The sequence below is a fragment of the Thermococcus sp. genome (genome assembly GCF_015521605.1).
Lineage (GTDB): Archaea > Methanobacteriota_B > Thermococci > Thermococcales > Thermococcaceae > Thermococcus.
In genome coordinates, this window is sequence record NZ_WANV01000018.1 from 15,913 (window position 1) to 38,511 (window position 22,599).

The 22,599-nt window shown below is 55.4% G+C and carries 21 protein-coding genes; 7 read left to right on the forward strand and 14 right to left on the reverse strand.

Annotated elements, in window-relative coordinates:
• Positions 1–2 precede the first annotated feature (2 nt).
• The 10 genes from rpl4p to F7C11_RS03565 form a co-directional block, all read right to left on the reverse strand.
• Positions 3–770 (reverse strand): 50S ribosomal protein L4, encoded by a 768-nt coding sequence (gene rpl4p, locus F7C11_RS03520; protein ID WP_297091001.1) that lies wholly within the window; start codon positions 768–770, stop codon positions 3–5.
• 10 nt (positions 771–780) lie between these two features.
• Positions 781–1,824, reverse strand: a complete 1,044-nt coding sequence (locus F7C11_RS03525) for a 50S ribosomal protein L3 (protein ID WP_297091003.1) — start codon at positions 1,822–1,824, stop codon at positions 781–783.
• 1 nt (position 1,825) lies between these two features.
• Positions 1,826–2,596, reverse strand: a complete 771-nt coding sequence (locus tag F7C11_RS03530; RefSeq protein ID WP_297091069.1) for a putative RNA uridine N3 methyltransferase — start codon at positions 2,594–2,596, stop codon at positions 1,826–1,828.
• Between the two features lie 842 nt (positions 2,597–3,438).
• Positions 3,439–4,197, reverse strand: coding sequence for a hypothetical protein (locus F7C11_RS03535; protein WP_297091005.1), 759 nt, complete (start codon positions 4,195–4,197; stop codon positions 3,439–3,441).
• Between the two features lie 77 nt (positions 4,198–4,274).
• Positions 4,275–4,499, reverse strand: coding sequence for a hypothetical protein (locus tag F7C11_RS03540; RefSeq protein ID WP_297091007.1), 225 nt, complete (start codon positions 4,497–4,499; stop codon positions 4,275–4,277).
• Positions 4,500–4,523: 24 nt separating this feature from the next.
• On the reverse strand, positions 4,524–5,885 hold the full coding sequence (locus tag F7C11_RS03545; protein WP_297091008.1) for an ATP-binding protein: 1,362 nt from the start codon (positions 5,883–5,885) through the stop codon (positions 4,524–4,526).
• A 75-nt stretch (positions 5,886–5,960) separates the two neighbouring features.
• A complete protein-coding gene (locus tag F7C11_RS03550; protein WP_297091010.1) occupies positions 5,961–7,103 on the reverse strand; it encodes an RNA ligase in 1,143 nt (380 codons plus the stop codon).
• A gap of 62 nt (positions 7,104–7,165) precedes the next feature.
• A complete protein-coding gene (locus F7C11_RS03555; RefSeq protein WP_297091012.1) occupies positions 7,166–7,624 on the reverse strand; it encodes a hypothetical protein in 459 nt (152 codons plus the stop codon).
• A 122-nt stretch (positions 7,625–7,746) separates the two neighbouring features.
• On the reverse strand, positions 7,747–8,295 hold the full coding sequence (locus F7C11_RS03560; RefSeq protein WP_297091014.1) for a 50S ribosomal protein L16: 549 nt from the start codon (positions 8,293–8,295) through the stop codon (positions 7,747–7,749).
• 89 nt (positions 8,296–8,384) lie between these two features.
• Positions 8,385–9,551 carry an MFS transporter gene (locus tag F7C11_RS03565; RefSeq protein ID WP_297091016.1) on the reverse strand — a complete coding sequence of 389 codons (1,167 nt, stop codon included), beginning with the start codon at positions 9,549–9,551 and terminating at the stop codon, positions 8,385–8,387.
• 164 nt (positions 9,552–9,715) lie between these two features.
• On the opposite strand from F7C11_RS03565, the gene F7C11_RS03570 reads away from it, so the two are divergent.
• Together F7C11_RS03570 and F7C11_RS03575 are read left to right on the forward strand one after the other, a co-directional pair.
• Entirely contained in the window at positions 9,716–10,870 is a 1,155-nt protein-coding gene (locus F7C11_RS03570; protein ID WP_297091071.1) for an alanine--glyoxylate aminotransferase family protein, read from the forward strand.
• A 30-nt stretch (positions 10,871–10,900) separates the two neighbouring features.
• Entirely contained in the window at positions 10,901–11,674 is a 774-nt protein-coding gene (locus tag F7C11_RS03575) for a hypothetical protein (protein WP_297091018.1), read from the forward strand.
• Here the strand turns inward: F7C11_RS03575 and F7C11_RS03580 are convergent, their stop codons facing one another.
• Positions 11,675–12,256: an ATPase gene (locus tag F7C11_RS03580; protein WP_297091020.1), complete on the reverse strand. Its 582-nt coding sequence runs from the start codon at positions 12,254–12,256 to the stop codon at positions 11,675–11,677.
• Positions 12,257–12,449: 193 nt separating this feature from the next.
• On the opposite strand from F7C11_RS03580, the gene F7C11_RS03585 reads away from it, so the two are divergent.
• The gene (locus F7C11_RS03585) at positions 12,450–13,358 is read left to right on the forward strand and encodes an asparagine synthetase A (RefSeq protein ID WP_297091022.1); all 909 of its coding nucleotides are present in this window, start codon (positions 12,450–12,452) and stop codon (positions 13,356–13,358) included.
• 76 nt (positions 13,359–13,434) lie between these two features.
• On the opposite strand, the gene F7C11_RS03590 is transcribed toward F7C11_RS03585, so the two are convergent.
• Genes F7C11_RS03590 through nuoE form a run of 3 tightly spaced genes read right to left on the reverse strand, consistent with a single transcriptional unit; the run spans position 13,435 to position 18,557 of the window.
• The gene (locus F7C11_RS03590; protein WP_297091024.1) at positions 13,435–16,296 is read right to left on the reverse strand and encodes an NAD(P)-binding protein; all 2,862 of its coding nucleotides are present in this window, start codon (positions 16,294–16,296) and stop codon (positions 13,435–13,437) included.
• 1 nt (position 16,297) lies between these two features.
• Positions 16,298–18,100 carry an NADH-quinone oxidoreductase subunit NuoF gene (nuoF, locus tag F7C11_RS03595; RefSeq protein WP_297091026.1) on the reverse strand — a complete coding sequence of 601 codons (1,803 nt, stop codon included), beginning with the start codon at positions 18,098–18,100 and terminating at the stop codon, positions 16,298–16,300.
• Positions 18,093–18,557, reverse strand: a complete 465-nt coding sequence (gene nuoE, locus F7C11_RS03600) for an NADH-quinone oxidoreductase subunit NuoE (RefSeq protein WP_297091028.1) — start codon at positions 18,555–18,557, stop codon at positions 18,093–18,095. Before nuoE ends, nuoF begins: the two co-directional genes overlap by 8 nt.
• 167 nt (positions 18,558–18,724) lie before the next feature.
• On the opposite strand from nuoE, the gene shyB reads away from it, so the two are divergent.
• Genes shyB through shyA form a run of 4 tightly spaced genes read left to right on the forward strand, consistent with a single transcriptional unit; the run spans position 18,725 to position 22,582 of the window.
• Complete coding sequence (gene shyB / locus F7C11_RS03605) at positions 18,725–19,729, forward strand: NAD(P)-dependent hydrogenase/sulfhydrogenase 2 subunit beta (protein ID WP_297091073.1); 1,005 nt, start codon at positions 18,725–18,727, stop codon at positions 19,727–19,729.
• A complete protein-coding gene (gene shyC, locus F7C11_RS03610; RefSeq protein ID WP_297091030.1) occupies positions 19,726–20,601 on the forward strand; it encodes an NAD(P)-dependent hydrogenase/sulfhydrogenase 2 subunit gamma in 876 nt (291 codons plus the stop codon). The genes shyB and shyC overlap by 4 nt, the downstream gene beginning before the upstream one ends.
• A complete protein-coding gene (gene shyD / locus F7C11_RS03615) occupies positions 20,598–21,338 on the forward strand; it encodes an NAD(P)-dependent hydrogenase/sulfhydrogenase 2 subunit delta (RefSeq protein ID WP_297091032.1) in 741 nt (246 codons plus the stop codon). Before shyC ends, shyD begins: the two co-directional genes overlap by 4 nt.
• The gene (gene shyA / locus F7C11_RS03620; RefSeq protein ID WP_297091034.1) at positions 21,335–22,582 is read left to right on the forward strand and encodes an NAD(P)-dependent hydrogenase/sulfhydrogenase 2 subunit alpha; all 1,248 of its coding nucleotides are present in this window, start codon (positions 21,335–21,337) and stop codon (positions 22,580–22,582) included. Before shyD ends, shyA begins: the two co-directional genes overlap by 4 nt.
• The last annotated feature ends 17 nt before the right edge of the window (positions 22,583–22,599 follow it).

Here is a 22,599-nt window from a genome sequence, read left to right on the forward strand (position 1 = left end):
CATCACCCGTAAATCTCCCTAAGCCTCTCAATAGCTCCCTTCGTCCAGATGGTGAGCCTGCCCGGATGAGTTCCCGGGGCGAGCAGCTCGGCACTGAGGTTCTCAACGGTAACGACGTCAACGCCCGGGTGGTTCCTTGCTCCCTGGACGATTCCCTCGTTCTTGGCAACGACGATGAGCGGCCCCTTGGCCTTCTTGTAGCGCCTTCCGCGCATCTTGCCCTTTCCTGCGCGGATCTTGGTGTTCTTCTTGGCCCTCTCGATGTCGTCCCAGACGCCGAGCTTCTTGAATATCTCCCTGGTCTGGGCGGTCTTGAAGACCTTCTCAAGGTCGTCAACGACAACGAGGGGAACCTGCGGGACGTTATCAACGATGTGCCCCCTAGCCCTGACGAGGTCGTAGTTGGCCGTTGCAGCGATGGCGCTCATTATAGCCAGCCTGCGCTCCTTCTTGTTGATGTCCTCCCAGATTATCTTCTCAACCTTGGGCGGGTGGGTTCTCCTTCCACCCCTCGCGAAGGGAACGAAGGCGGCAAACCTCGGGGAGGTCTTTATCCTCTCAACCCTCGCCATGCCGTGGCCCTTTCCGATGTTCTCGGTGACGCGCCTCTTACCGGCCATCGGGTCCCTGCCCTGCGGCTGTATCCTGTGGGTCCATGAGGCGATGACAGCCCTCCTGATGAGGTCGGGCCTGAATGGAGTGGCAAAGACCTTCGGAAGCTCTATCTCCTCCACAGGCTCGCCTTCGAGATTGAAAACCTTAACCTTCATCTATCTCACCTCACTGCTTGGATTCCCTACTGACGTAGGTTATCTGCGGCCTCTCAACCGGCGGCTTCTTCTTCGGCGGCCTAATAGCCGGCCTGACCCTGATGATCCTCTTGAAGGAACCCGGCACGGTTCCCTGTATCATGAGGAAGTCGCTCCTTATGATGCCGTAGTGCGGGAAGCCACCCTTTGGGGTGATGTCTATCTCGTCCTTGTCCCCGAGCTTGAGCTTGCCGTTCTCGCCTATGGCTATGAGCCTCTTGTTGAACTCGGTCCTGTGGTGGAAGCCCATCTGACCGGCCTGCGGGACGGTCCACATGACCCTGGTCGGGTGCCACGGACCGAGGTTACCGACGTGCCTGGCCTTTCCAGCGCGCTGGGCCTTGTGGAACTGTATCTTAATACCCCAGCGCTTGACCGGACCCTGGGTTCCCTTACCCTTGGTGACCGCTATGACGTCGAGGAGCTCACCCTCGTGGAGAACCTCGCCCGCCCTGAGTTCCTTGCCGATCTTCTCCTTGGCGTATTCAAATTTCGCCTTGACGTCGTCGCCACCGATGGCGTACTCCATGACCTCGGGCTTCTTCTTGAGCTTGATGAGCCACGGCTGGGTGTGGACGAGAAGCCTGACATCGACGATCTCCCCGTCGTTGACGAGATCCTCAAGCTGACCGAGCTTCTCCCTGAACGCCTCCTCACCGTACTCCTTGGGCAGGGTCTTTATCCTCCTCTTGACGTAGTCGTTGAGCTCGTGGAACCAGACCTCGGTGGCGGTCTCAAGTCCGAGGTAGCCCTGTCTGTAGGCCCTGATGCCGTAGACGAAGAGCGGCGGGACTTCCACGATAGTGACCGGCATGAAGACTTCCTTGCCCTTGGTGAGCCCTGGTCTGTCGTCGATCATAAGGATGTGGGTCATACCAGCCTTGTAGCCGGCGAATCCAAGCATCCTGACCTCGCTGTCCTGCGGCCACTTCCTGATTCTCGGGACTATGCTCTTGGCCCTCTTTCTAGGGGAGTAAGCCAGTGAACCTCTCCTTGGCCTGTGTATTTTTCCCATCTCAATCCCTCCTTATGAGATTAAACACCGCGAGTGTGGCCAAGACGGCCTCCTCGGTGCGGACGGTGGCTGTCCGCTGATTTGGAATCGTGTTGAGGATTAGATCAAAGTCATATTCCTCCTCGCCGAGGAGCTCCATCACGCCCTTCCTCGGTGAGCCGAATACGAATCCGACCTCCCCCTCCAGCGGGGAAAGCTTCACCTCTCGAATGTCGCGACCCTTCCTTGAGGTCGCGATGACCAAATCCAGCCCGGCCTTTTTAAGTGTTTTCGCCAGTGACTTTCTCGTCAAGTGCACCTTATAGCCCCAGTATTCCTCTGGTTTTGCCGGTATCACCCTGAGAGGCCTTACCGAGACGATCCTGAACGTTGACCGTCCTTCAACGTCCCCCTCGACCATCGCGAGGTCGTCGAGGCCGATGTCCGCGTAGGTTCTGCGTCCCTTCCTGAAGGCGAAACCTTCGCGGATTTCGCCGACCTTTGGCTTTCCCTTGAGCTTGTGGTGCGGCGTCCTGAGCGGCGGGATGACGCCGACGTACCTGAGCTCCGGCATCAGCGGGAACAGCCTTTTGCGGAGGTACTGGGGCGTTTCCGCGTATTCGAGGATCGTTTTGATGAACCTTCCGTCCCTGCCGCCTGCTTTGTAGATCCAGATGTGCTCGACGCCGAATATTGCGCATGCCCTGGCTATCTGTCCGACCTTGTACGTCCTGATCTTCGGGTCATCGGTCTCTTCGAGGAGCGAATCCGGAATGAAGACGTGCCAGGCCATTTTTCCGTCATCCTTCGCTATGGTCACTTCAACGCTGAACTGGGGTCTATGGAGAGTATTTAAAAGGCTTTCGAAGGCTGCAACCCTTTTTTGGTTTGGAAGGTATGCAACTTTTTTGCAAACGAAAGACAAGGGGGCTCCGCCCCCTTATCTCTCTGTACTCTCAAACCCCCGGAGTGGGGCTTTGCCCCACAACCCCACTTTTCTCTAAAACCTGGGAAACTACGTTTCCCCGCCTTCCTTATTCATTAAATCCTCTGGGGGGCTAACGCCCCCACGCCCCCAGTAACTTCGCCTGCGCGACGTTGGAGCGAAGCTCCAACGCACGGGACGACAGTCCCGTTGAGTTTGATCAAGGTTGGTAGCTCATCGCTGAACTTCCGAAGCTGAGAGTGTGATCCCTCTTCAAACGCCCATTCCAAAAACGGAATTCAACTCGATGGACAGGGGCTATTAGGAGTTCCTGCCCACTGACGCCCTTCGGGCGTCGATTTAAAGTGAACTCACTCTTAGCGAATTGCTTTTGTAGATTCCACAGAATTAAAAGCGTCAGTAGCTGGATCACCAGCTCAGATTAACTTTCAGAACGAGAGCTATACACTTTTGGTGAAGCTTTTTCCAAAAGCTTCCTGTACTCGCAAACCTCCTGACGGGGCCAATGCCCCCCACACCCCCTTTACAGCCCATTTCTTTGCAAAGATGCTTGTACCCAACCGGAAAGATGCCCCCACTTGCGGAGGTACAAGTAACTTGTGGGGGTGCAAGTTGATGGGCCTCCCCAGAAACAGTTCATAATTCCAGGCGAAAAATTTGAGAAGGTATTTAGAGAGCTCTGAAGTCCCTCAGAGCTTCTTTATCTCCTCCACCCGCTCGAACTCGCCCCGCTTTATTATTTCGATAGCGAAGGCAACGAGGCCGATTTTCTGGAGGTTCTCATGGGTTAGTTCTTCCTTTGAGAGCTCTTCGAGCATCGAGGCCAGCTTTCCGAGGGCTTTTTCCTTCGCTTTTTCGGAGTAGTCCGCGAATTCCAGACCGCGGAGAATTGAGAGGACTTCGACCTTGGCATCTTCGGGCAAACCTCTCGTTCTCGGCTCTGCCTCCACCTGTTTTTGGACCTGCTTGAACTTGGCGAGGGGTTTCTTCCCGCTGATCTCCACCAAGAACTCTCTGAACTCTTTGTTCGTTTTTATTCCCTTTATAATGTATTGGTGTTCGTCGATCGTGCTGCTGATGATTCCATAGGTAGGGTTCATATATGCTTCCTTTACGAGGCTTTCTACAACTGGTTTTGCTCTTCTAAATGCTTCCTCTGCTCTTTTTCTATCAACGTGGATGCCTACTTTCGCCAGCTCATTCACTAGTGTTTCCGCAATCTTTGGGATATTGTCGTCTGCGGCGAACTCGCTGAATGGTTTGACCAAGTATGCCTCTTCTAGGGCGTCCGAAGCGATTCCGCTTTCCACCGCACCTAAACGTACCGCGTAGATATATTCTACTGTTGCGTGTTTCTTAATCGCCTTTTTAGATATCTCGCCCAGCTTATATGTATCTATGCGGGCAAGTCTGAACGCATCCTCGTGCTCCTTGATTATCTTCAACATCGCTAATTGAAACAGGAGGTGGTATTTTAGGGCATCTTGTGCCGACGGAGCGATGTACCTCTTTAGATCTCCTGATTCTAACACTTCCGATGTGAATTTAGTAGTGTGTGTTCAAGAGCCAGGTTTAAGAGAGTTGGATCCATGAAGATAGAATCTTTGATGATTCGCTGCACTCTGGGGTGGTTGAGTGTTACTCTTGGATGTACTTTCGCGTACAAAGCCCTCTCTATCTCGACCTCCTTTTTTGGGAACTTTCTTACCACCTTTTTGACTTTATCCTTTCTAACTAGCCCCACTACCAACTGTAACACCTCCGCGCATTCCTTTCATGATGTAGACGTAAGCCTTACCATTTTATCGAAGTCCCTCAAATCCCAGGCCAAGAAGCCCGCCTCCCTTAACCGCGCTTTATCTTCAATCTCCTTCGCCACCAGTCCGTAGCCCTTTTCCCAGCTCTCCAGTCCCACAAGCTCGCTCTTCCTCTCCAAGTCCTTCAAGATTCCCCTCGCTTCTCTCTCCCTTAGCTCTTTCCACTTCACCTCGACAAACAGAGCCTTCCGTTCCCTCTCGTTTAAAGCAACCAAATCAATTTCCTCTCCCCTGTGCCACCAGCAGCCGATTTTTGTAAACGCAAATGGCAGTCTCCCAGCTTTGTTGAGCTCGATTAGAAACTGCCTCGCCACCTTCTCAAAAACAAAGCCGAGGTAGTGGTTGTAGGATTCCCGTATCTCCTCAGCGCTGAAGGTGCCCTCCTCTATGCGCGAGAGGTTTGGAGAGATGAAGCGGAACCAGAAAGCTAAGAAGTTGTCGGCCACGTAGTAGCGCCCTTTCTTGGAGGTTCTCTTCCCTGTGACCGGCACCTCCCTTACTATCAGCTCGGTCTCGATGAGGTTCCTTAAGTATGGACTGATGTCCGAATGCCTCAGACCGGTGAAGTCCCTTATCTCCTTGGGGGTCGTCTTCCCTAGCGCTATGGCCTCAAGGATTCTCTTGTAGGTGCTTACCTCGCTGAATTCGTACCTCAGTAGGAAGTCAACCTCGTCCCTGAAGAAGCTCACAGGGCTGGAGAGCTCCTTTTCCAGCCACTCCCAGAAGGGGAGCTTAACTTGGGTTATGTAGAAGGGTATCCCATCGGTCATGCCGTAAACTTCAACGAGCTCCTCCCAGCTTGCCTTCGGGAAAAACTCCCTGAGGGAAAAGAAGCCCATTGGTCTGAGCTTCATTGAACCGGTCCTCCTCCCGTAGAGCGGGCTCTTGTAACTCAGCACCTTTTCCGTCATCATGCTCACAGAGGAACCGAGGAGAACGAGCTTGGTGCTGGAACTAGACAGGTCGAGGTCTATGGCCCTCTGGAAGAGCGAGAGAACCCGGGGGTTTTCCTTTATCAGGTTCGGGAACTCGTCAATGACTATAATCTTCTCTTTTAGGGCGTGTAAGGTTCCCTCCCAGTCCTCCCTTGAGTATCTGACCTCTGGAAACACGCGCTCGGCGGTTTTTCGAAAGTGCCGCAGATTGTCGCCTTCAACCGCCAGATAGTAAACGTGGGGAAGCTCCTTAACGGCTTCGAGGGCGAGGCGGGTCTTCCCCACCCTCCTGCGCCCATAAATGACGATCAGCTCAAAATTGTTACTCGTTAAACGCTCCTTGAGGGCCTTGAGCTCCTCCCTCCTGTCAACGAATGGACGCATATGATAATCACCATTATCATAATGGCAATTATCATTTTTAACGATTTCGGAAACGGCCCGTGCTGGATAAAAACCTCAATCCACGAACGCTAACCCGTTCCAAAGCTCCCGCATTTCCCTCGTCGCGTCTGGGTAAACACGCTTGAAGGTTATCCTCCAGTAGCCGTTCTTCAAGTCCTCGATGTCCTCGATGTGGATCTTCACGCCGAGCCTCTCGAAGTGAGTCACCATTTTATGGGCGGTCGTTATGTTCTTGACCCTCACCGTGAAGACCTCCTCGACCTCGCCGCCGTTGGCCACCTCGTGGATGCTCTCGACGAAGGGCCTTAGCAGGGCTTTTCCGAGGGCTTTGGCGTACTCATCGAACTCCTCGCCCCTGACGTGCTTTTCGGCAAGGTAGAACGCAAGGCGCTTAATCCGTCCCATAAAGTAACCGTGAGGAAGGTCGAAGAAGATGTGCGAGCCTATCTTGATGTCATTGATGTTGGCATAGGGCGTTACGTACTTCGCTATCTTCTTCATATCCGGGGTCTTCATGACGATGCCTTCCCTTCCCTCCCGGCTGAGTCTCTCGATTAGGTCGTAGAGGTCATCCAGACGGGAGCGGTCGAAGAGGCCAAACGTCGCAACGTGCCGGATCCCGTATTCCTCGGCCAGCTTAAGCCTCTCCTCCACAGAGAGGCTTCGTCCGGTTCCCTTCTCCTGGATGTCAAACAGAAAGAACTCTATGTCCTCCTCCACATAGGGCGGCCCCTCGACTATGTAGGGGCTCTCCGGGCCAGCCATCTCCCCCGCCAAGACGAGGTTTGGATAGTCCCTGAAGAACTCCCCGTTTATGAAGTCAAGTATTCGCTCCGTCGTGAAAGGACAGACGAAGCCGCCGCGGGTGAGGGCGAGAACCTTATCCCCGACCTTAACGACCCGGACGTTGTAGCCGTCCACCTTCTCCTCGACGTAGAACGGCCTGTTTTTGAAGACCCGCCTTATCCCGTTCTCCAGCTGGACGACGCGCTTTATGTGGGGAAATCCAAGAACAACGTCCCCGTTATCAAAGACAACCGTTCCGCGCCGGAAGCCCTTGGCGGAATCCCGGAAGCGGACGTACCTGATGCCTTCAAATTCCCCCTCCACAACTCCACCCTTGCCCTCAAGAACCGTCAGCCTGTCCTCAGGAACGCCGAGTTTGAGAAGCATTGCCCTAAAGCCCGAGCTTACCATCGTCCCACCAATCTAAATTGGACTGCATCGTTAATAATCATTATGAATATATGGGAAAACTGCTACCACACCATGCGCGAGAGCAGGTAGTGTCCAATGACCCCAAGGAGATAGGGGGATGTAAACAACAGATAAGCCGTGAGGAATCCAAAGTTGTTCTCGCCCCCACCATTGAAAACCGCTTCCACCACCGAGATCGTTATGACAACAAAGAAAGGAACAACTAAGCCCAGCATCAGAAAAGAGCCCTCTTGAAACTCCGTCTTTCTCAGGAAGATAACCGTGAGCAACGCCAGAACAAGAACCGGGTACAGCAACATACCCCACGACTCAATAAAAATATACCTCACAGATACGGGATCAAACTCAACCTCAATGCCTGGAATCACATTAATAACAGTTGGATAGTGCTGTGCAAGATAACTGAACCCTTCAATCATGAGGGGCAGTGAGGGCATCGTGGCGAGGATGAACAGAACGGCAGGAACGGAGGAATCCTTTTGTACGTTAGGCATGCCCACCCCATCGTAACTACGCGAAGGAGTACTTAAAGATTTCCCCCGGAACATAGCAATGAGTGCTTCAACGTTGAGAGAACAAAAGAAGAGGTAAAAGGCACTCCAGTGTGCATCAGCGCAGCTCTTCAGCGCTTCATGGTTGAGAGAACCTTGCTGGTGATGTCGTTGCCTTCCTTGTCGTAGATTCTGTAGTAGGCGCTGTAGGGCAGCTTCATCTTGGCCCTGTGCATCGCACCGAGGGCGAACTTGAGGTGGTTCTCGTTGACCCAGACGGTGAGGATCTTCTGGTCCTTCTTGACCCTTGCGGCGAGTCCTATCGGCTTTCCGAAGGGCCTCCTCATACCGTTTCCGTAACGGTCTGCCTTCCTTCCGGTGGCCATCGGGTTCTCACGGAGAACCTGGAAGGGGTAAACCCTTATCTTGAAGTGGTAGTTGCTCCTTCCTACATTCTTCTGGAGGTACCTGTTCACCTGAATACGGATGGCCTCAAGGGCGTTCTGCCTTATCTGCATGGCCTGCTCGGCGTGAAGGCTGACCTCGTACTCGAATTCAGCGGAGAGGTTGCCCATGTCGAAGATCGTTATCTTCGGACCGGGCGCACCGCGTATGTATTCCCTCCTCGTGTAAGCGGGCTTGTCAACGTCCCTATCAATCTTGGCTGGTCTCAGTCCCATACTCTCACCTCCAAATGAGCGTAAGCTAAGCCTAAACTTAGGCGAGTGCTCTCTTTTATAAAAGTTTTGGAGTTCCCGTCAGAGGGCACTTACTTCCCACTGCCTTTAAGCTTAACGCTCTGCCAGAGCAAGGCTATCGAAACGGGTGCGAACGCCAGCAGGGCGAGGTTGAGAGTTATAACCCAGTGAAGCTCCCCCAGCGAGTAGGCGAAGCCGAACAGCATTCCACCCAGGAAAGTTGAGAGGTTCTGGACGCCGTTGACGCCGCCTATGGCAAGGGAAGAGCGGTGGTAGGAAGCGAGAACCTTCCTCGAAATCGGGCGGAAGCTCTGGAAGGCGAAGAGCGCTAGGAATATCCCGAGGAACACCGTCGGGGCGGTCTTCACTGCAGCGAGAAGCGGTGAGAGTGCCGCCATCAGAGAGGTCAGCAGAACCATCCGCCTCTCGCTCCTCACGTCAGCGGCCCAGGAGGCAAAGTAGCTGAGCATCGCGGACAGAAAACCGGCCCAGCCGATTAGCGTTGCTGTCGTTGCCTTGTCCATCCCAAGTGCCTCCGAGACGTAAACGTAGGTTATCTCGCCGGAGGTGAATGCGACTATGACGGCCATCAGCGAGGCGATAATCAAAACCCTCCGGGGGTCGAGGCTCGGCCTTTCACCGTCGGGAGTTTTCTTCCGTTTGGGCGTTATTCTATCGTAGAGGAGGACGTAGCTGGCCACCATTATCAGGCCGGTCAGGACGAAGAACGCCGAGGCAATCCACATCTGACCGCCCAGTCCGAGGTCTATCGTGTAGGCATAGATGTAGTTTCCGAGGAGAGCGGCTATGCTGCCAAAGAAGAAGTATATCGCCGTGACCCTCGCCCTTATCTCCCTGGGAGTGGCCACGGCTATCACAAACTGTGCCATCGGCCAGCTGAGACCGTTGAGGAAACCGTTGAGGAGCTTTATTCCGGCCACCTGAACCCATGTCGATGTCAGGGGGTAGAGCTGAACCGCGAGGGCGTTCCCCATCATGGCCACCGCGCCAATATAGACGAGCCTTTTACCCCTCTCAAGGATCAGTCCACCGAAGACCGACGAAAACGCCCTTGCAAGGACGAATGACATCGAGACGATTGAAACGGAGAGCATCGAGGCCTGGAGTATATCGCGCGTGTAGAACGCTATGGCGGGGGTGGCGAGGCGGAAGGCTATCGTGCCGGTGAAGGCAGACAGGATGAGCAACAGTATCCCGGCGAGGCGTCTGGATTCCATACGACCACCTTCTGAACGTTAGGGTGAATCTTTTAAAAGTCTTGGCTATGCCGAAGATTTTTCAGGAATGGGTCCGGTAAATGAACGGAGCTTCAGAAGAGAACCCGCACCGCCAACGAACCCTTTTTATATTTCACCTCCAAACTCCCGCCGAGGTGATGCTGATGGAGCTGAGGTTCGACATGCAGTACGAGGACGCTTACAGGGAGGTTTACGAGCTCGTCAAGCCGAAGTATAAGCTCTTTACCGCCGGACCCGTCGCATGTTTTCCCGAGGTTCTCGCAATAATGAGCGTTCAGATGTTCAGCCACCGCTCGGCCGAGGCGAAGGAGGTTCACGTTGACACTCTCAACAGACTCAAGGCTTTCCTTGAGGCCGATAGGGGCGAGATAATCCTCTTCCCCAGCTCCGGGACGGGCTTCATGGAGGCCGCTGTGAGGAACACGATACCCCGGGGAGGAAAGGTTCTGGTTACCACGATAGGGGCATTCGGCAACAGGTTCATGGATGTAGTTGAGACCAACGGCAGAAAAGCCGTTGTCCTTGAGAAAGAGCCGGGCTACGCCATCAAGCCGGAGGAGCTCGACGAGGCTTTGAGGAAGAACCCCGATGTACACGCGGTGACGATAACATACAACGAGACCTCTACCGGTGTGCTGAACCCGCTTCCTGAGCTGGCCAAGGTCGTCCACGAGCACGACAAGCTCCTCTTCGTCGATGCGGTCTCGGCGATGGGTGGTGCGGACATAAAGTTTGACGAGTGGGGTATTGACCTCGTCTTCGGGAGCAGCCAGAAGGCCTTTGGAGTGCCGCCGGGATTAGCGGTAGCAGCTGTCAGCGAGCGCGTCTTTGAGATAGCGGAGAAGATGCCCGAACGCGGTTGGTACTTCGACCTCCCGCTCTACAAGAAGTTCAACGAAAAGAAGAAGGGAACGCCCTCAACGCCGCCGCTCCCGCAGATATTCGGCCTCAACGTCGTTCTCCGCATAGTGGAGAAGATGGGCGGAAAGGAGAAATGGCTCGACATGTACAGGAAGAGGAGCGAGATGATACGGAACGGCGTCAGGGAGATGGGCCTCGGAATCCTCGCCGAGCCCGGCTACGAGAGCCCGACCATTACAGCGGTCGTGGTTCCCGAGGGGATGAAGGGCGTCGATGTCTACAACGCGATGCGCGAGCGCGGCTTCGAATTGGCCAAAGGCTACGGAAGCGTTGCCGAAAAGACCTTCCGCATAGGGAACATGGGGTACATGACATTCGAGGACATCGAGGAGATGCTCGCCAACCTCCGTGAGGTCGTGAAAAAGCTTAAGGGCTGACCTCCCTTATCTTTTAATCAAGTGAGGTACATGATTTCAAAAAAATGGATCGCCGCATGGCTCGTTCTGAACTTCTTCGTCTTCTGGAGCGTCGGTCTCTACACGAGCGGATATTCCCTCGAAGGCTACCTGCCCTGGGAGAGCAAAGACGCCCCTACTTACAGCCCCATAGTGTATGCGCTACCCGATGACACGCCCGACGGGATGCTCTACATGGTGGACAGGGACGGGAACATATACTACTACATAGTCTGGGAAGATGAACATTTCAGCAACCGGCTGATAGACGAGCTCTACCGCTTCTTCAGGGCCTTGGTATACGGGGGGGCTACACAGGATATAGAGGTGGTCAAGGTTTTTCCGGAGAACAGAACCGTCTACTTCCAGACCTATGAACACACCGACGTGTGGGTCACCGTAAACCCCGACGGGACGTGCCTGTGGCCGGAGGGGAACGTGGAAGTCCCGAACTGTGCCGAAAACGGCACCCACATCAAGGTGTATTCTGTAACGTGGAACCACATGCTCTCGATTATTCCAGAAAACGGAACGGTGCGAACAACGCTGCCCCTGAAGCGCATGAGCCCAACGGACTACTTTATCCTCGGGATGTTCAGAAGGACTCAGATGACAATAGCGGGAGTGACGGTAGACTCGATAGTGATCGGTCTCCTCGTGACCCTGGCGTTCAATGTGTTCCTCTACGTTGCCTGGCGTCTCGGCTACCTGAACCGGGAGAGCCAAACCAGAATACTGCGGGAGCTCAAGAAAGTGATAAAACCCGAAAGAAGCAGAAAAGAATGATCACAGGAGGACTTCGAGGTTTCCGTCTTTTACCCTGTACACCCTGTTTATGCTCTTCTTCCCGGTTCTCCAGTCCCTCTTGAGCTCGACCACGATGTCAAACTTGTCGAAAGTCTCGCCACTTATCCTGAGCCAGTGCTTCACCTCATCCTTTATGTCGTCTGTAAGGGCAAGGGAGGTGACTATGAAGGCGTAGTTGTCTATGAGCTCGCGGAAGACCCTTGCAACGTCAATAGTGTGGATTGTATCGATGACGACGTAGTCCGGGTTTATGGCCTTTATCTTGGCTATCACGTCGGAGGTACGTCTTTCAAGGGACTGGTTGTCAAACTGGGTGTCTATGACAACGATGTTGGGCTTAAAGGGCTTGAACTCGCCGTAGGCGGTGATGACCGCGACCTTCCAGTCGTCGGGAACAAAGTGCATCAGAGCCTCCACGAGCTTCGTCTTCCCGGAGCGGCTTGAGCCAACGATCAGAATGTCTTCTTTATCCAGAACCGCCTTTTTGAGGAGGTCAAGCTGTCCTTCCCTCGCGGCACCGTAGCGTATGAGATCCTCCGGTGTGAATATGTACACTCCCATGCTTTACCACCATACAAAGTTCTCGGCTGGCGTTATAACGCTATCGCCGGAGGGCGTTGATAAATGTCAATTAGCGATTAAAATGTTGTCGATTGTTCAAAAATAGTTGCGACTTAATGTCATATTTTGCCCAAAATCCAAAAGTTTTTGCATAAAGGTCATAAAGGAGAAAATCGGTGACAAAAATCAGGTGATGTATATGAACGCTCTCCAAATTGTGACCAGAAAAATTGAACCAATAATGGAAATTCAGACGAAAGTCATTGACTATATGACAAGGTACATGGTGAGCAGGGGCTTCAAGTGGCTACTCCCTGTGATGCTCAGCTCGATAACCGATCCCCTGTGGCCGGATCCCGCCGCTGAAGAAGCCCTAAAGCCTCCAGAAGTCGAAGTTTACGGCTCAAGGCTGAGGCTGACCCACAGCATGATACTGCACAAACAGATGGCAATAGCCATGGGGATCGACAGGCTCTTCATCCTCTCGCCGAACGTGAGGCTTGAGGGGAGGAGTGCCGACGACGGAAGACACGCCTACGAGTTCACCCAGCTCGACTTCGAGATAGCCTACGCAAGCATGGACGACGTGATGGGCCTCATCGAGGGACTTATCAGCGGTCTATTCAAAGAGGCGAGAAGCTGGGGGCTCGAAAGAGAGGTTCCGAAGGTCAGGACACCCTTCAAGCGCTTCACCCTGGAGGAGATAAAAGAGGAGTTCGGAGATGAAGAAGAGGCGAGCAAAACCATGAAAGAACCCTTCTGGGTACTCGATATTAAGAGAGAGTTCTACGACAGGGAAGACCCCGAGAGGCCGGGCCACTTCAGAAACTATGATCTATACCTTCCGGAGGGCTACGGCGAAGTGTCGAGCGGCGGCGAGAGGGAGTGGGAGTATGAGGTCATCGTCAGGAAGATGATGGAAGCAGGGATAAGCCTCGACGCCTTCAGACCGTATCTGGAGGTGGCCAAGGCGGGTCTCCTGAGACCGAGCGCGGGAGCAGGAATCGGAGTCGAGCGCTTGGTCCGCTACATGGTCGGGGCGAAGCACATAGCCGAAGTTCAACCATTCCCGAGGATTCCAGGCGTTCCGGCGGTTATCTAATCCCTTTTTTAAATGTCCGACGGAAGGCCTCAGACGGCCCCTGAGAAGTCCACACCCATTCAGGAAAGAAAGGAGATCAGGAAGAAAACAGGTCAAGGGCCCTGCTGGCCTCTTCAACCGCCTTGCCGACCTTCAGCTCCATTCCAAGGGCGTTGGTTACCGTCCCTTCCTTCGCCGCCCAGAGGCCGGCAGGGAGCACCAGCACATCGCCCGACAGCTCCTTCTCCGTCCTTCCGATGACAACGTAGGCTTCAGCCTCGGGTATTCCGGTTATCCCGGCTTTTATGAGCCCCGCCGCGTTAACGCCCGGATAAAGTATCAGAGTCGGGACATCGAGCGGTTCTCCCCCCTCAAGTATCGCAACGTCATAGTCTTCATCAACGATTTCCTTGCCCCTCAGGAGTATCTTGAGCAGCGGGTACTTCTCAACGTCCGCCTTCAGGAGAACGCGCCTAGCATTCTTTATGTCCTCCAGCGTGGCAGTTGAGATGCCCCCACTTACGGTTGAACCTATTGGAACGCCCGTCTTCTCCGCAAAGGCCTTGAAGAAGGCTATCTCCTCGTTCGTCAGCTCCGGGGTGAGGATTAACGCGTAGTCCCTATCCGCTATGAACTTCCTGGCCTCCTCCCAGCTCACCGGTTCGCCGTTGAGGAGCGGCTGAGTTAGGTCTTCGGCCCACGGCCTGGCGAAGCGACAGACGTCGCAGAGGTGGCCGTTCCATGAGCTTTCCACCCTCGAAGCCCTCACGAGCATGCCGTCGTAAACCTCGACGTTCATCTCGCACGCAAAGCTACACCCGTTGCAGACCGTCTTTACCGGCCTCGTCTTCCAGGGCCCGGGCTTGACGAAGGGGAGCTTCTCGGTTATTGCCCCAACCGGACATAGGTCTATCATCTCCCCGATGAACCTGCCGTCCATATCCCCGAGGCTCTCCCCGAGCGGCGGCGAGATTCTCGTCTTAAATCCGCGGAACAGGTAGTCGAGGACTCCCTCTCCAGCGACCTCGTGGGTGAAGTTGACGCACTGGCCGCAGAGGACGCACTTGTTGTTGTCGAGCGTCACCCATGGGTGGCTCTCGTCGATTTCGAACTTGTTCTGCTCCCCCTCAAAGGCGTACTGTTCGGCACCGTAGAGCGTGGCGTACTCCCTAAGCTTGCACCTGAAGACCTCCATACAGCCGCAGCTCATGCACCGCCTGGCCTCTTCGAGGACCTGCTCCTCGGTTAAGGCCGGCTCGACCTCCTCAAAGGTTCTCTTCCTCCTTTCAGGATCGAGGAGCTTCACCTTAGCCCTCGGCTTCCTCTCAATATCCTCATAGTCCTTCTCCGTCACCTTCTTCCAGTGGTTGTAGGGCCTGAGGTCGAAGAGAACCCTGTACAGGTCGTCATCGCTTAAGACTTCCCCGATGTGCTTCTCCGGCTCGGTGAGGACTTCCCTGGCCTTCTCCAGCTTGCCTTTGAGGTAGAGGTCTATCATTATCGCGGCCCTTCTTCCGGTGGCTATGCTCTCGATGACCGTTGAAGGCCCGAGGACGAGGTCTCCGCCGGCGAAAACTCCGGGAACGCTCGTCTGGAGCGTCACCTCATCAACGAGAGCCTTACCGCGCCTCGCCTCGATGCCGAGGCTCTTGAGGAACTCCTCGTCGCAGTACTGGCCTATGGCGAGGATGACGTTGTCGGCCCTGACGCGGAACTCCGAGCCCTCTATAGGTATCGGCCTCCTCCTTCCGCTGGAATCGGGCTCGCCAAGGCGCATCTTTATGAGTTCAACCTCCTCGACCTTCCCGTCGCCGAGAATCTTTACCGGGTTCGTCAGGAACATGAACTCCACGCCTTCCTCCATCGCTTCCTCCACTTCCCTCTCGTTGGCAGGCACCTCGGCCTTCGAGCGGCGGTAAACAACGGTAACCTTCGCACCGAGCCTCAGAGCCGTCCTTGCGACGTCCATCGCGGTGTTTCCGCCACCAACGACTATGACGCGCTCCCCCAGCTCGACCTTTTCGCCGGTGTTGACCTTTCTGAGGAACTCTATGCCGTGCATCACTCCCTCAAGCTCCTCGCCCGGAATCCCCATCTTTCTGCTTCTCCACGCGCCGACGCCGAGGAAAACCGCGTCGTACTTTTCGCGGAGCTCCTCAAGGGTTACGTCCCTTCCGAGGGCGGTGTTGGTCTTCACCTCGATTCCCGTGTTGATCACGGTCGCTATGTCTTTATCGAGCACGTCCCTCGGGAGCCTGTAGGGCGGTATTCCGTAGCGCATCATGCCGCCGAGCTCGGGCATCGCCTCTATTATGGTAACCTCGTGCCCCATGGTCCTGAGGTAGTAGGCGCAGGCAAGGCCGGCTGGCCCGCCACCGACGACGGCTATCCTTTTTCCGGTCGAGGGCGGAATCTCGGGCATCCACGGGCCGTGCTCAAGGTCGTAGTCCGCCGCGTACCTCTTCAGCTGCCTTATCGCGAGGGGCTCCTCCACGAGGTTTCTCCGGCAGGCGTCCTCACAGAAGGCCGGACAGACCCTCCCGAGAACCGCCGGGAGGATGTACTTCTCCTTCATCAGCTTGACCGCCTCGTGGTACTTGCCCATCGCTATGAGCGCGAGATATCCTTGCACGTCGCTGTGGGCCGGACAGCCGTCTTGGCACGGCCCGATGCAGTCGCCGTAGTGGTCGGAGAGGATGAGTTCAAGCGCGGTCTTTCTCATTGAAACAACTTCATCGCTGAGGGTCTCTAACTCAAGCCCCTCCATCGGCTTGAGGGTACAAGAGGTGGTGACGCCCCTCTTGGTGGAGACGAGGCAGAGCCTGCAGGAGCCGTAGGGGTCAAGCTCGTTCGTGTAGCAGAAGCCGGGGACGTGCTCCCCAATCTCACGGAGGAAGTCTATGAGCGGCTTCCCCTCCGGGGCGTCGAGTTCCTTACCGTTGACTATGATCTTGACCATTTCACTCACCCCCTGCATCGACTATCTCTATGGCGTTGAACCGGCACACCTCGTAGCAGGTTCCGCACTTGATGCACTCCTCCTGGTTGATAACGTGGGGCCTGAGCCTCTCGCCGCTGATGGCCTTGACAGGGCAGAATATGGCACACGCCGTACAGCCGGTGCACCTGTCGGTTATTATGACGTACCTGATGAGCGGCTTGCAGACCTTGGCTGGGCATTTTCCTTGGATATGGGCAAGGTATTCGTCCCTGAAGTAGCGGAGCGTCGTCAGAACGGGATTCGGGGCAGTCTGCCCGAGGCCGCAGAGCGAACCGGCTTTGACCTGGTATGCCAGCCTTTCGAGCTTCTCAAGGTCTTCCTCCGTTGCTTCGCCCTTCGTGAACTTGTCCAGAATCTCCCACATCCTCTTCGTTCCAAGGCGGCAGAAGGTGCACTTTCCGCAGGACTCCTTGACCGTGAAGTCGAGGAAGAACTTCGCCACATCGACCATACATGTGTCCTCGTCCATAACGACCATTCCGCCGCTTCCCATTATCGCCCCGGTGGCGTTCACGCTCTCGTAGTCAACGGGTGTGTCGAATAAGTACTCGGGGATGCACCCGCCGGACGGACCGCCGAGCTGGACGGCTTTAATCCTCTTGCCGGTCTTGGTTCCCCCGCCTATCTCGTAGAGTATCTCCCTCAGCGTCATGCCCATCGGAACCTCGACGTTTCCGCCGTGCTTTATCTTGCCCGACAGGGCGAAGACCTTGGTGCCCTTGCTCTTCTCGGTTCCTATCGAGGCGTAGGCCTTCCAGCCGTGTTTGATTATCCAGGGCACGTTCGCCCAGGTCTCAACGTTGTTGATGTTTGTCGGCTTGCCCCAGAGGCCCTTTTGAGCGGGGTAAGGTGGCCTCGGCCTCGGCATTCCTCTCTTCCCCTCTATCGAGGCTATCAATGCCGTCTCCTCGCCGCAGACAAAGGCTCCGGCACCTTCCTTGATGACGATGTCAAAGGAGAACCCGCTTCCGAGGATGTTCTCGCCGAGGAAGCCCCTTTCGCGGGCCTGCTTCAGCGCTATCTTGAGGCGCCTTATGGCGAGCGGGTACTCGGCGCGGACGTAGATAAAGCCCTTGGTTGCCCCAATCGCGTAGGCACCGATTATCATGCCCTCGATTACCCTGTGCGGGTCGCCCTCAAGGACGTTCCTGTCCATGAATGCCCCGGGGTCGCCCTCGTCGGCGTTGCAGACGATGTACTTCTCGTCGCCCTTTGCCTGCCTTGCAAACTTCCACTTCAGCCCCGTCGGGAATCCGGCACCGCCCCTCCCCCTGAGGCCGGACTTCATTATGACGTCTATTATCTCCTCGGGCTCCATCTGGAGGGCCTTCCTGAGGGCCTCGTAGCCACCAGCTTGGATGTACTCGTCTATGTTCTCCGGGTCTATGTAGCCGGAGTTTTCGAGCACTATCTTCCTCTGCTTGGCGAAGTAGCCGTCAACGTCCCACGTCTTCCTCTCGCCGTTCTCCCACCAGTCGCGCTTGACTATCCATTCCTCGACCGGCTTTCCGTTGATAACGTGCTCCTCGATGATTCTCGGAACCTTCTTGGGGTCAACGTGACCGTAGGTGATTATCTCATCATCGGTGATGATGTCCACGAGGGGCTCGCGGTAGCACATACCTACACAGCCGACTATCTTGAGCCTGATGTCAAGGCCTCTCTTCTCAAGCTCGGCCTTTATGGCCTCGTAGGTTTCCCTCGCGCCGGCAGCTATTCCACAGGAGTTCATGCCGACGGCGATGGCTTTAATTTCAGACATCGAGCTTCCCCTCCTTGAGATTTCTCATCAGCTTCCTGACCTTGTCGGGCGTGAGCTTGCCGAAGACCTTGTCGTTTATCATTATGACCGGGGCCAAACTGCAGCATCCGAGGCACGCTACGCGCTCCAGCGTCACGAGGCCGTCCTCAGTTGTCTGACCTTCTTCTATGCCTAGCTCTTCCGTTATCGCCTGGGATATGTTCACGGCGCCGTTTACATGGCAGGCTGTCCCGTGGCAGATTTTGACGACGTACTTCCCGAGGGGCTCGAAGCGGAACTGGGCGTAGAAGGTCGCCACGCCGTAGACCCTGCTGAGAGGAACACCTAAGTAGTTCGCTATCTCCTCAAGGGCCTCCCTGGGGAGGTAGCCAAACTTTTCCTGAGTTCGCTGGAGAAGGGGAATCAGCGAGCTCGGTTCCGGAGGGTAAGAGCGGATATAACCGAGGGAGGATTCCATTTTGCATCACCGCAAGGATTTTTCGGAAAAACTTCGACTTTAATGTTTATAAGCGTGCACTAAAGTACAAGTTAGTAACATTTGGTTGGTAACCGTTTGTTTGAAAAATTCTTAAATCAATCCTTTACAAACTTAAAATCGTAAGCCCGTTCGAGGCGGTGATGCCCTTGAGATACATAAAATTGCCTTCCGAAAACTTTGAGAAGTTCTTCAAGTCACTCGAAGCCTGGGGCACTGTCTATGCTCCAGTAAAGAAGGGGAGCATCTACTCTTTCCAGGAGGTGCACGACCCGGCGGAGATAGTGCTGGACTACAACAGAACCATGCTTCCTCCGAAGAAGTTCTTCTTCAGGCCCAGAGAGGCCATTCTCAGGCTAAAAAACGGCCGCTGGGAGGAGGAGATAGAGGCAGAACCGATGGTCCTCTTCGGACTCCATTCCTGTGATATCCACGGTCTTAAGATACTCGACAAGGTGTACCTCGATGAACCCGCCGACCCGTACTACAAGAGCAGGCGGGAAAAGACCCTGATAATAGGGATAAGCTGCATGCCCGACGAGTACTGCTTCTGCAAGAGCCTCGGCACGCACTTCGCAATGGACGGCTTCGACCTGTTCCTGCACGAACTGCCGGACGGATGGCTTGTGAGGATAGGCAGCGTCCGCGGTCATGAGATAGTATGGGAGGACGACGAACTGTTTGAAGAGGTGACCGACGAAGACCTGGCCAACTTCAAAGAGTTCGAGGAGAAGCGCGCGAAATCTTTCCAGAAGGAGCTCCCGCAGGAAGGTCTCGCAGACATGCTCGATCTGGCGTACAACAGCCCGGTATGGAAGAAGTACGCAGAGATATGCCTCGCATGCGGCAACTGCAACATGGTGTGCCCGACGTGCCGCTGCTACGAGGTCTGTGACCGCTGGATGGACGCGTACAAAGCGGTCCGGGAGAGGCGCTACGACTCGTGCTTCATGGAGAACCACGGACTCGTTGCCGGGGGCCACAACTTCAGGCCCACCCGTCTTGACCGCTTCAGGCACCGCTATTACTGCAAGAGCTACTTTGACCCGTCCTCCGGCTACAACTGCGTCGGATGTGGGAGATGCGACGAGTTCTGCCCCGCGAAGATAGAGCACGTCAAGGTTCTTGAGGAGGTTAGGGGGTCTCTGAAATGAGCGAGAACCCGTATGTGACCCACAACGCCAGGATTCTCGAAGTGAAGGACCTGACATCAAGGGAAAAGCTCTTCACGCTACGCTTCCTCGATCCCGAGGTCGAGGCCAACTTCAACTTCAAGCCAGGGCAGTTCGTCATCGTTGACATACGCGGTTTCGGGGAGTTCCCGATAAGCATATGCTCTTCCCCGACGAGGAGGGGCTACCTCCAGCTCTGCATCAGGAAAGCCGGCAGGATGACCAAGTTCATACACAAGATGAAGGAGGGCGATATAATAGGAATCCGCGGGCCCTACGGAAACGGCTTCCCCATGGAGAAGATGGAGGGCTCCAACCTGATACTCGTTGCAGGTGGCCTCGGAATGGCACCCCTCCGTTCGGTGCTCTGGTACGCCATCGACACCGGCAAATACGAGAACGTCTGGCTGCTCTATGGAACCAAAGCCTACGAGGACATACTCTTCCGCGACGAGATAATACACCTCCTGAAGCACGGTGATGCCATGAACTGCTCGGTAAAGCTGGCATACGAGGTCGAAAGCCCGTCGTGCATATATCTGGAGAGGGGCTTCTCGGACAGGGTGTGCAAGGGTGTCGTCACCGACCTGTTCAGGGGGGAGGAGTTCGACGTGAACAACACCTACGCCCTCATCTGCGGCCCGCCGGTCATGTACAAGTTCGTCATAAGGGAGCTCCTGGATAGGAAGCTCTCTCCGGGCAGGATATACATGACCCTTGAGAGGAGAATGCGCTGTGGGATAGGCAAGTGCGGCCACTGCATCGTCGGAACGAGCACGTCCATCAAGTACGTCTGCAAGGACGGTCCGGTCTTCACGTACTGGGACGCTCTCTCCACAAGGGGGTTGATATGATGGACAAGCTCAAGTTGGCAGTTTTCGAACTTACCGACTGCGGCGGATGTGCCCTCAACATTCTCTTCCTCTATGAAAAGCTCTTCGACCTCCTCGAATTCTACGAGATAACCGAGTTCCACATGGCGACCAGCCTGAGCGAGGAGAACCACTACGACGTTGCACTCGTAACCGGAACCGTTTCAACCCAGCGCGACCTGAACCTCCTCAAAGAGGCGAGAAACCACTCCGAATACCTCATAGCCCTCGGAACCTGCGCAACCCACGGGTCTGTTCAGGGGAGCGTTGAACTCCCCATAAGGGAGAAGCTGAAGGCCGTTTACGGGGACAGTGGTAATCCGATGCGCGCCCTCGACTCCAAACCGGTCGTCGAATACGTCGCCGTTGATTTCGCCCTTCCGGGATGCCCGTACGACAAGGAGGAAGTCTACCAGGTGCTCATCGACATTGCCAAGGGCATCGAGCCTGTTAGAAAGGACTACCCCGTCTGCCTGGAGTGCAAGCTCAACGAGTACGAGTGCGTGCTGGTAAAGAAGGGCCTTCCGTGCCTCGGCCCGATAACCTACGGAGGTTGCAAGGCTGTCTGCGTGCGCTCGGGCCTCGGATGCATAGGCTGCCGCGGTCCGCTTCCGGGGGAGGTTAACCCGGCCAGCGAGTACGAGATTCTCAAGAGCCTCGGCTACGATGACGAGTACATCGTGAGGAAGTTCAAGACCTTCGCGAGGTGGGAGCCATGATAATCGAGATGAGAGAATTCACGCGCGTTGAGGGCAACGGCAAAGCCGAGATAGTCATCGAGGACGGCGAGGTAAAGGACGTCAGGCTCCAGATAGTTGAGGGGCCGCGCTTCTTCGAACTCCTGACCCTGGGAAGACACTACTACGATGTTCCCGACCTTGAGGCAAGGATATGCGCCATCTGTTACCTCTCCCACAGCGTTGCCTCAGTCCTTGGAATCGAGAGGGCCTTCGGAGTTGAAGTTCCGGAGGAGATAACACTCCTCAGGGAACTCGGCCTGATAGGAGAGTTCCTTGAGAGCCACGCGCTTCACCTCTACCTCCTAGTTGCACCGGACGTCTTCGGCTATCCCGACGCCATAAGGATGGCGACGAAGCACGGCGAGCTGGTGAAAGAGGGACTGGCCCTCAAGGCCTTTGGGAACAGGCTCAGAGTCATCATAGGCGGCAGGGAGATACACGGCATAAACGTCAAGCCCGGCGGCTTTGGAAGGTATCCAACCGTTGAGGAGCTGGAGGAGATAGAGAGGGAGAGCGAAGCCCTTCTCCGGCTGGCCAGGCGGGCCGTGAGGCTCTTCGCACAGTTAGACCCCTACGGAGAGAGGGCAAAGCACTTCGTTGCCACCGACGGCTACCTGTGGGGTGAGAAGCTGATATCCGACGAGGAAGGCACCTTCCACTACACCGAGAGGATAGAGGAGCGGTCCCTCGTCTACAGCTTCGCCAAGCAGAGCAGGTACCGGGGCGAAGCATTTTTTGTCGGAGCGCTTCCGAGGCTGCTCCTTAAGTCGGAGATGCTCACCCCCACGGCAAAGAGGCTCTTTGAGGAGCACAGGGAGAAACTGGAGACAGGCTACGTCAGCTACAACAACCTGGCCCAGGCGATAGAGCTGGTCTACTCCCTCGAAAAGGCCAACGAGATAGCGAGGATCCTGCTCGATAGGGGCATCGATGGAGAGAACGTCCCCGTCGAGCCCAGGGAAGGTGAGGGCATCGGCTACGTGGAAGCGCCGAGGGGGCTCCTCATACACCACTACCGCACCGATTCCGAGGGCAAGATAGCCTACTCCAACATAATAACGCCAACGGCTCTGAACCACGCGATGATAGAGGCCAGCCTTCTGAAGGAAGCCAGGGAACTCTATGGCGAAGTTGACGAGGGCAGGATGATAGGGCGCCTTGAGGAGACGGTGAGGGCGTTCGATCCGTGCATATCCTGCTCGGTGCACATTGTCCGGTTATGAGGCCATTTGGTTCTTTA

Excerpts from the sequence above, each read along its gene's own strand:
- rpl4p (WP_297091001.1), bottom strand. The coding sequence starts at position 770 with ATGAAGGTTAAGGTTTTCAATCTCGAAGGCGAGCCTGTGGAGGAGATA.
- F7C11_RS03525 (WP_297091003.1), bottom strand. The coding sequence starts at position 1,824 with ATGGGAAAAATACACAGGCCAAGGAGAGGTTCACTGGCTTACTCCCCT.
- F7C11_RS03530 (WP_297091069.1), bottom strand. The coding sequence starts at position 2,596 with ATGGCCTGGCACGTCTTCATTCCGGATTCGCTCCTCGAAGAGACCGAT.
- F7C11_RS03535 (WP_297091005.1), bottom strand. The coding sequence starts at position 4,197 with ATGTTGAAGATAATCAAGGAGCACGAGGATGCGTTCAGACTTGCCCGC.
- F7C11_RS03545 (WP_297091008.1), bottom strand. The coding sequence starts at position 5,885 with ATGCGTCCATTCGTTGACAGGAGGGAGGAGCTCAAGGCCCTCAAGGAG.
- F7C11_RS03550 (WP_297091010.1), bottom strand. The coding sequence starts at position 7,103 with ATGGTAAGCTCGGGCTTTAGGGCAATGCTTCTCAAACTCGGCGTTCCT.
- F7C11_RS03560 (WP_297091014.1), bottom strand. The coding sequence starts at position 8,295 with ATGGGACTGAGACCAGCCAAGATTGATAGGGACGTTGACAAGCCCGCT.
- F7C11_RS03565 (WP_297091016.1), bottom strand. The coding sequence starts at position 9,551 with ATGGAATCCAGACGCCTCGCCGGGATACTGTTGCTCATCCTGTCTGCC.
- F7C11_RS03570 (WP_297091071.1), top strand. The coding sequence starts at position 9,716 with ATGGAGCTGAGGTTCGACATGCAGTACGAGGACGCTTACAGGGAGGTT.
- F7C11_RS03575 (WP_297091018.1), top strand. The coding sequence starts at position 10,901 with ATGATTTCAAAAAAATGGATCGCCGCATGGCTCGTTCTGAACTTCTTC.
- F7C11_RS03580 (WP_297091020.1), bottom strand. The coding sequence starts at position 12,256 with ATGGGAGTGTACATATTCACACCGGAGGATCTCATACGCTACGGTGCC.
- F7C11_RS03585 (WP_297091022.1), top strand. The coding sequence starts at position 12,450 with ATGTATATGAACGCTCTCCAAATTGTGACCAGAAAAATTGAACCAATA.
- F7C11_RS03590 (WP_297091024.1), bottom strand. The coding sequence starts at position 16,296 with ATGGTCAAGATCATAGTCAACGGTAAGGAACTCGACGCCCCGGAGGGG.
- nuoF (WP_297091026.1), bottom strand. The coding sequence starts at position 18,100 with ATGTCTGAAATTAAAGCCATCGCCGTCGGCATGAACTCCTGTGGAATA.
- nuoE (WP_297091028.1), bottom strand. The coding sequence starts at position 18,557 with ATGGAATCCTCCCTCGGTTATATCCGCTCTTACCCTCCGGAACCGAGC.
- shyC (WP_297091030.1), top strand. The coding sequence starts at position 19,726 with ATGAGCGAGAACCCGTATGTGACCCACAACGCCAGGATTCTCGAAGTG.
- shyD (WP_297091032.1), top strand. The coding sequence starts at position 20,598 with ATGATGGACAAGCTCAAGTTGGCAGTTTTCGAACTTACCGACTGCGGC.
- shyA (WP_297091034.1), top strand. The coding sequence starts at position 21,335 with ATGATAATCGAGATGAGAGAATTCACGCGCGTTGAGGGCAACGGCAAA.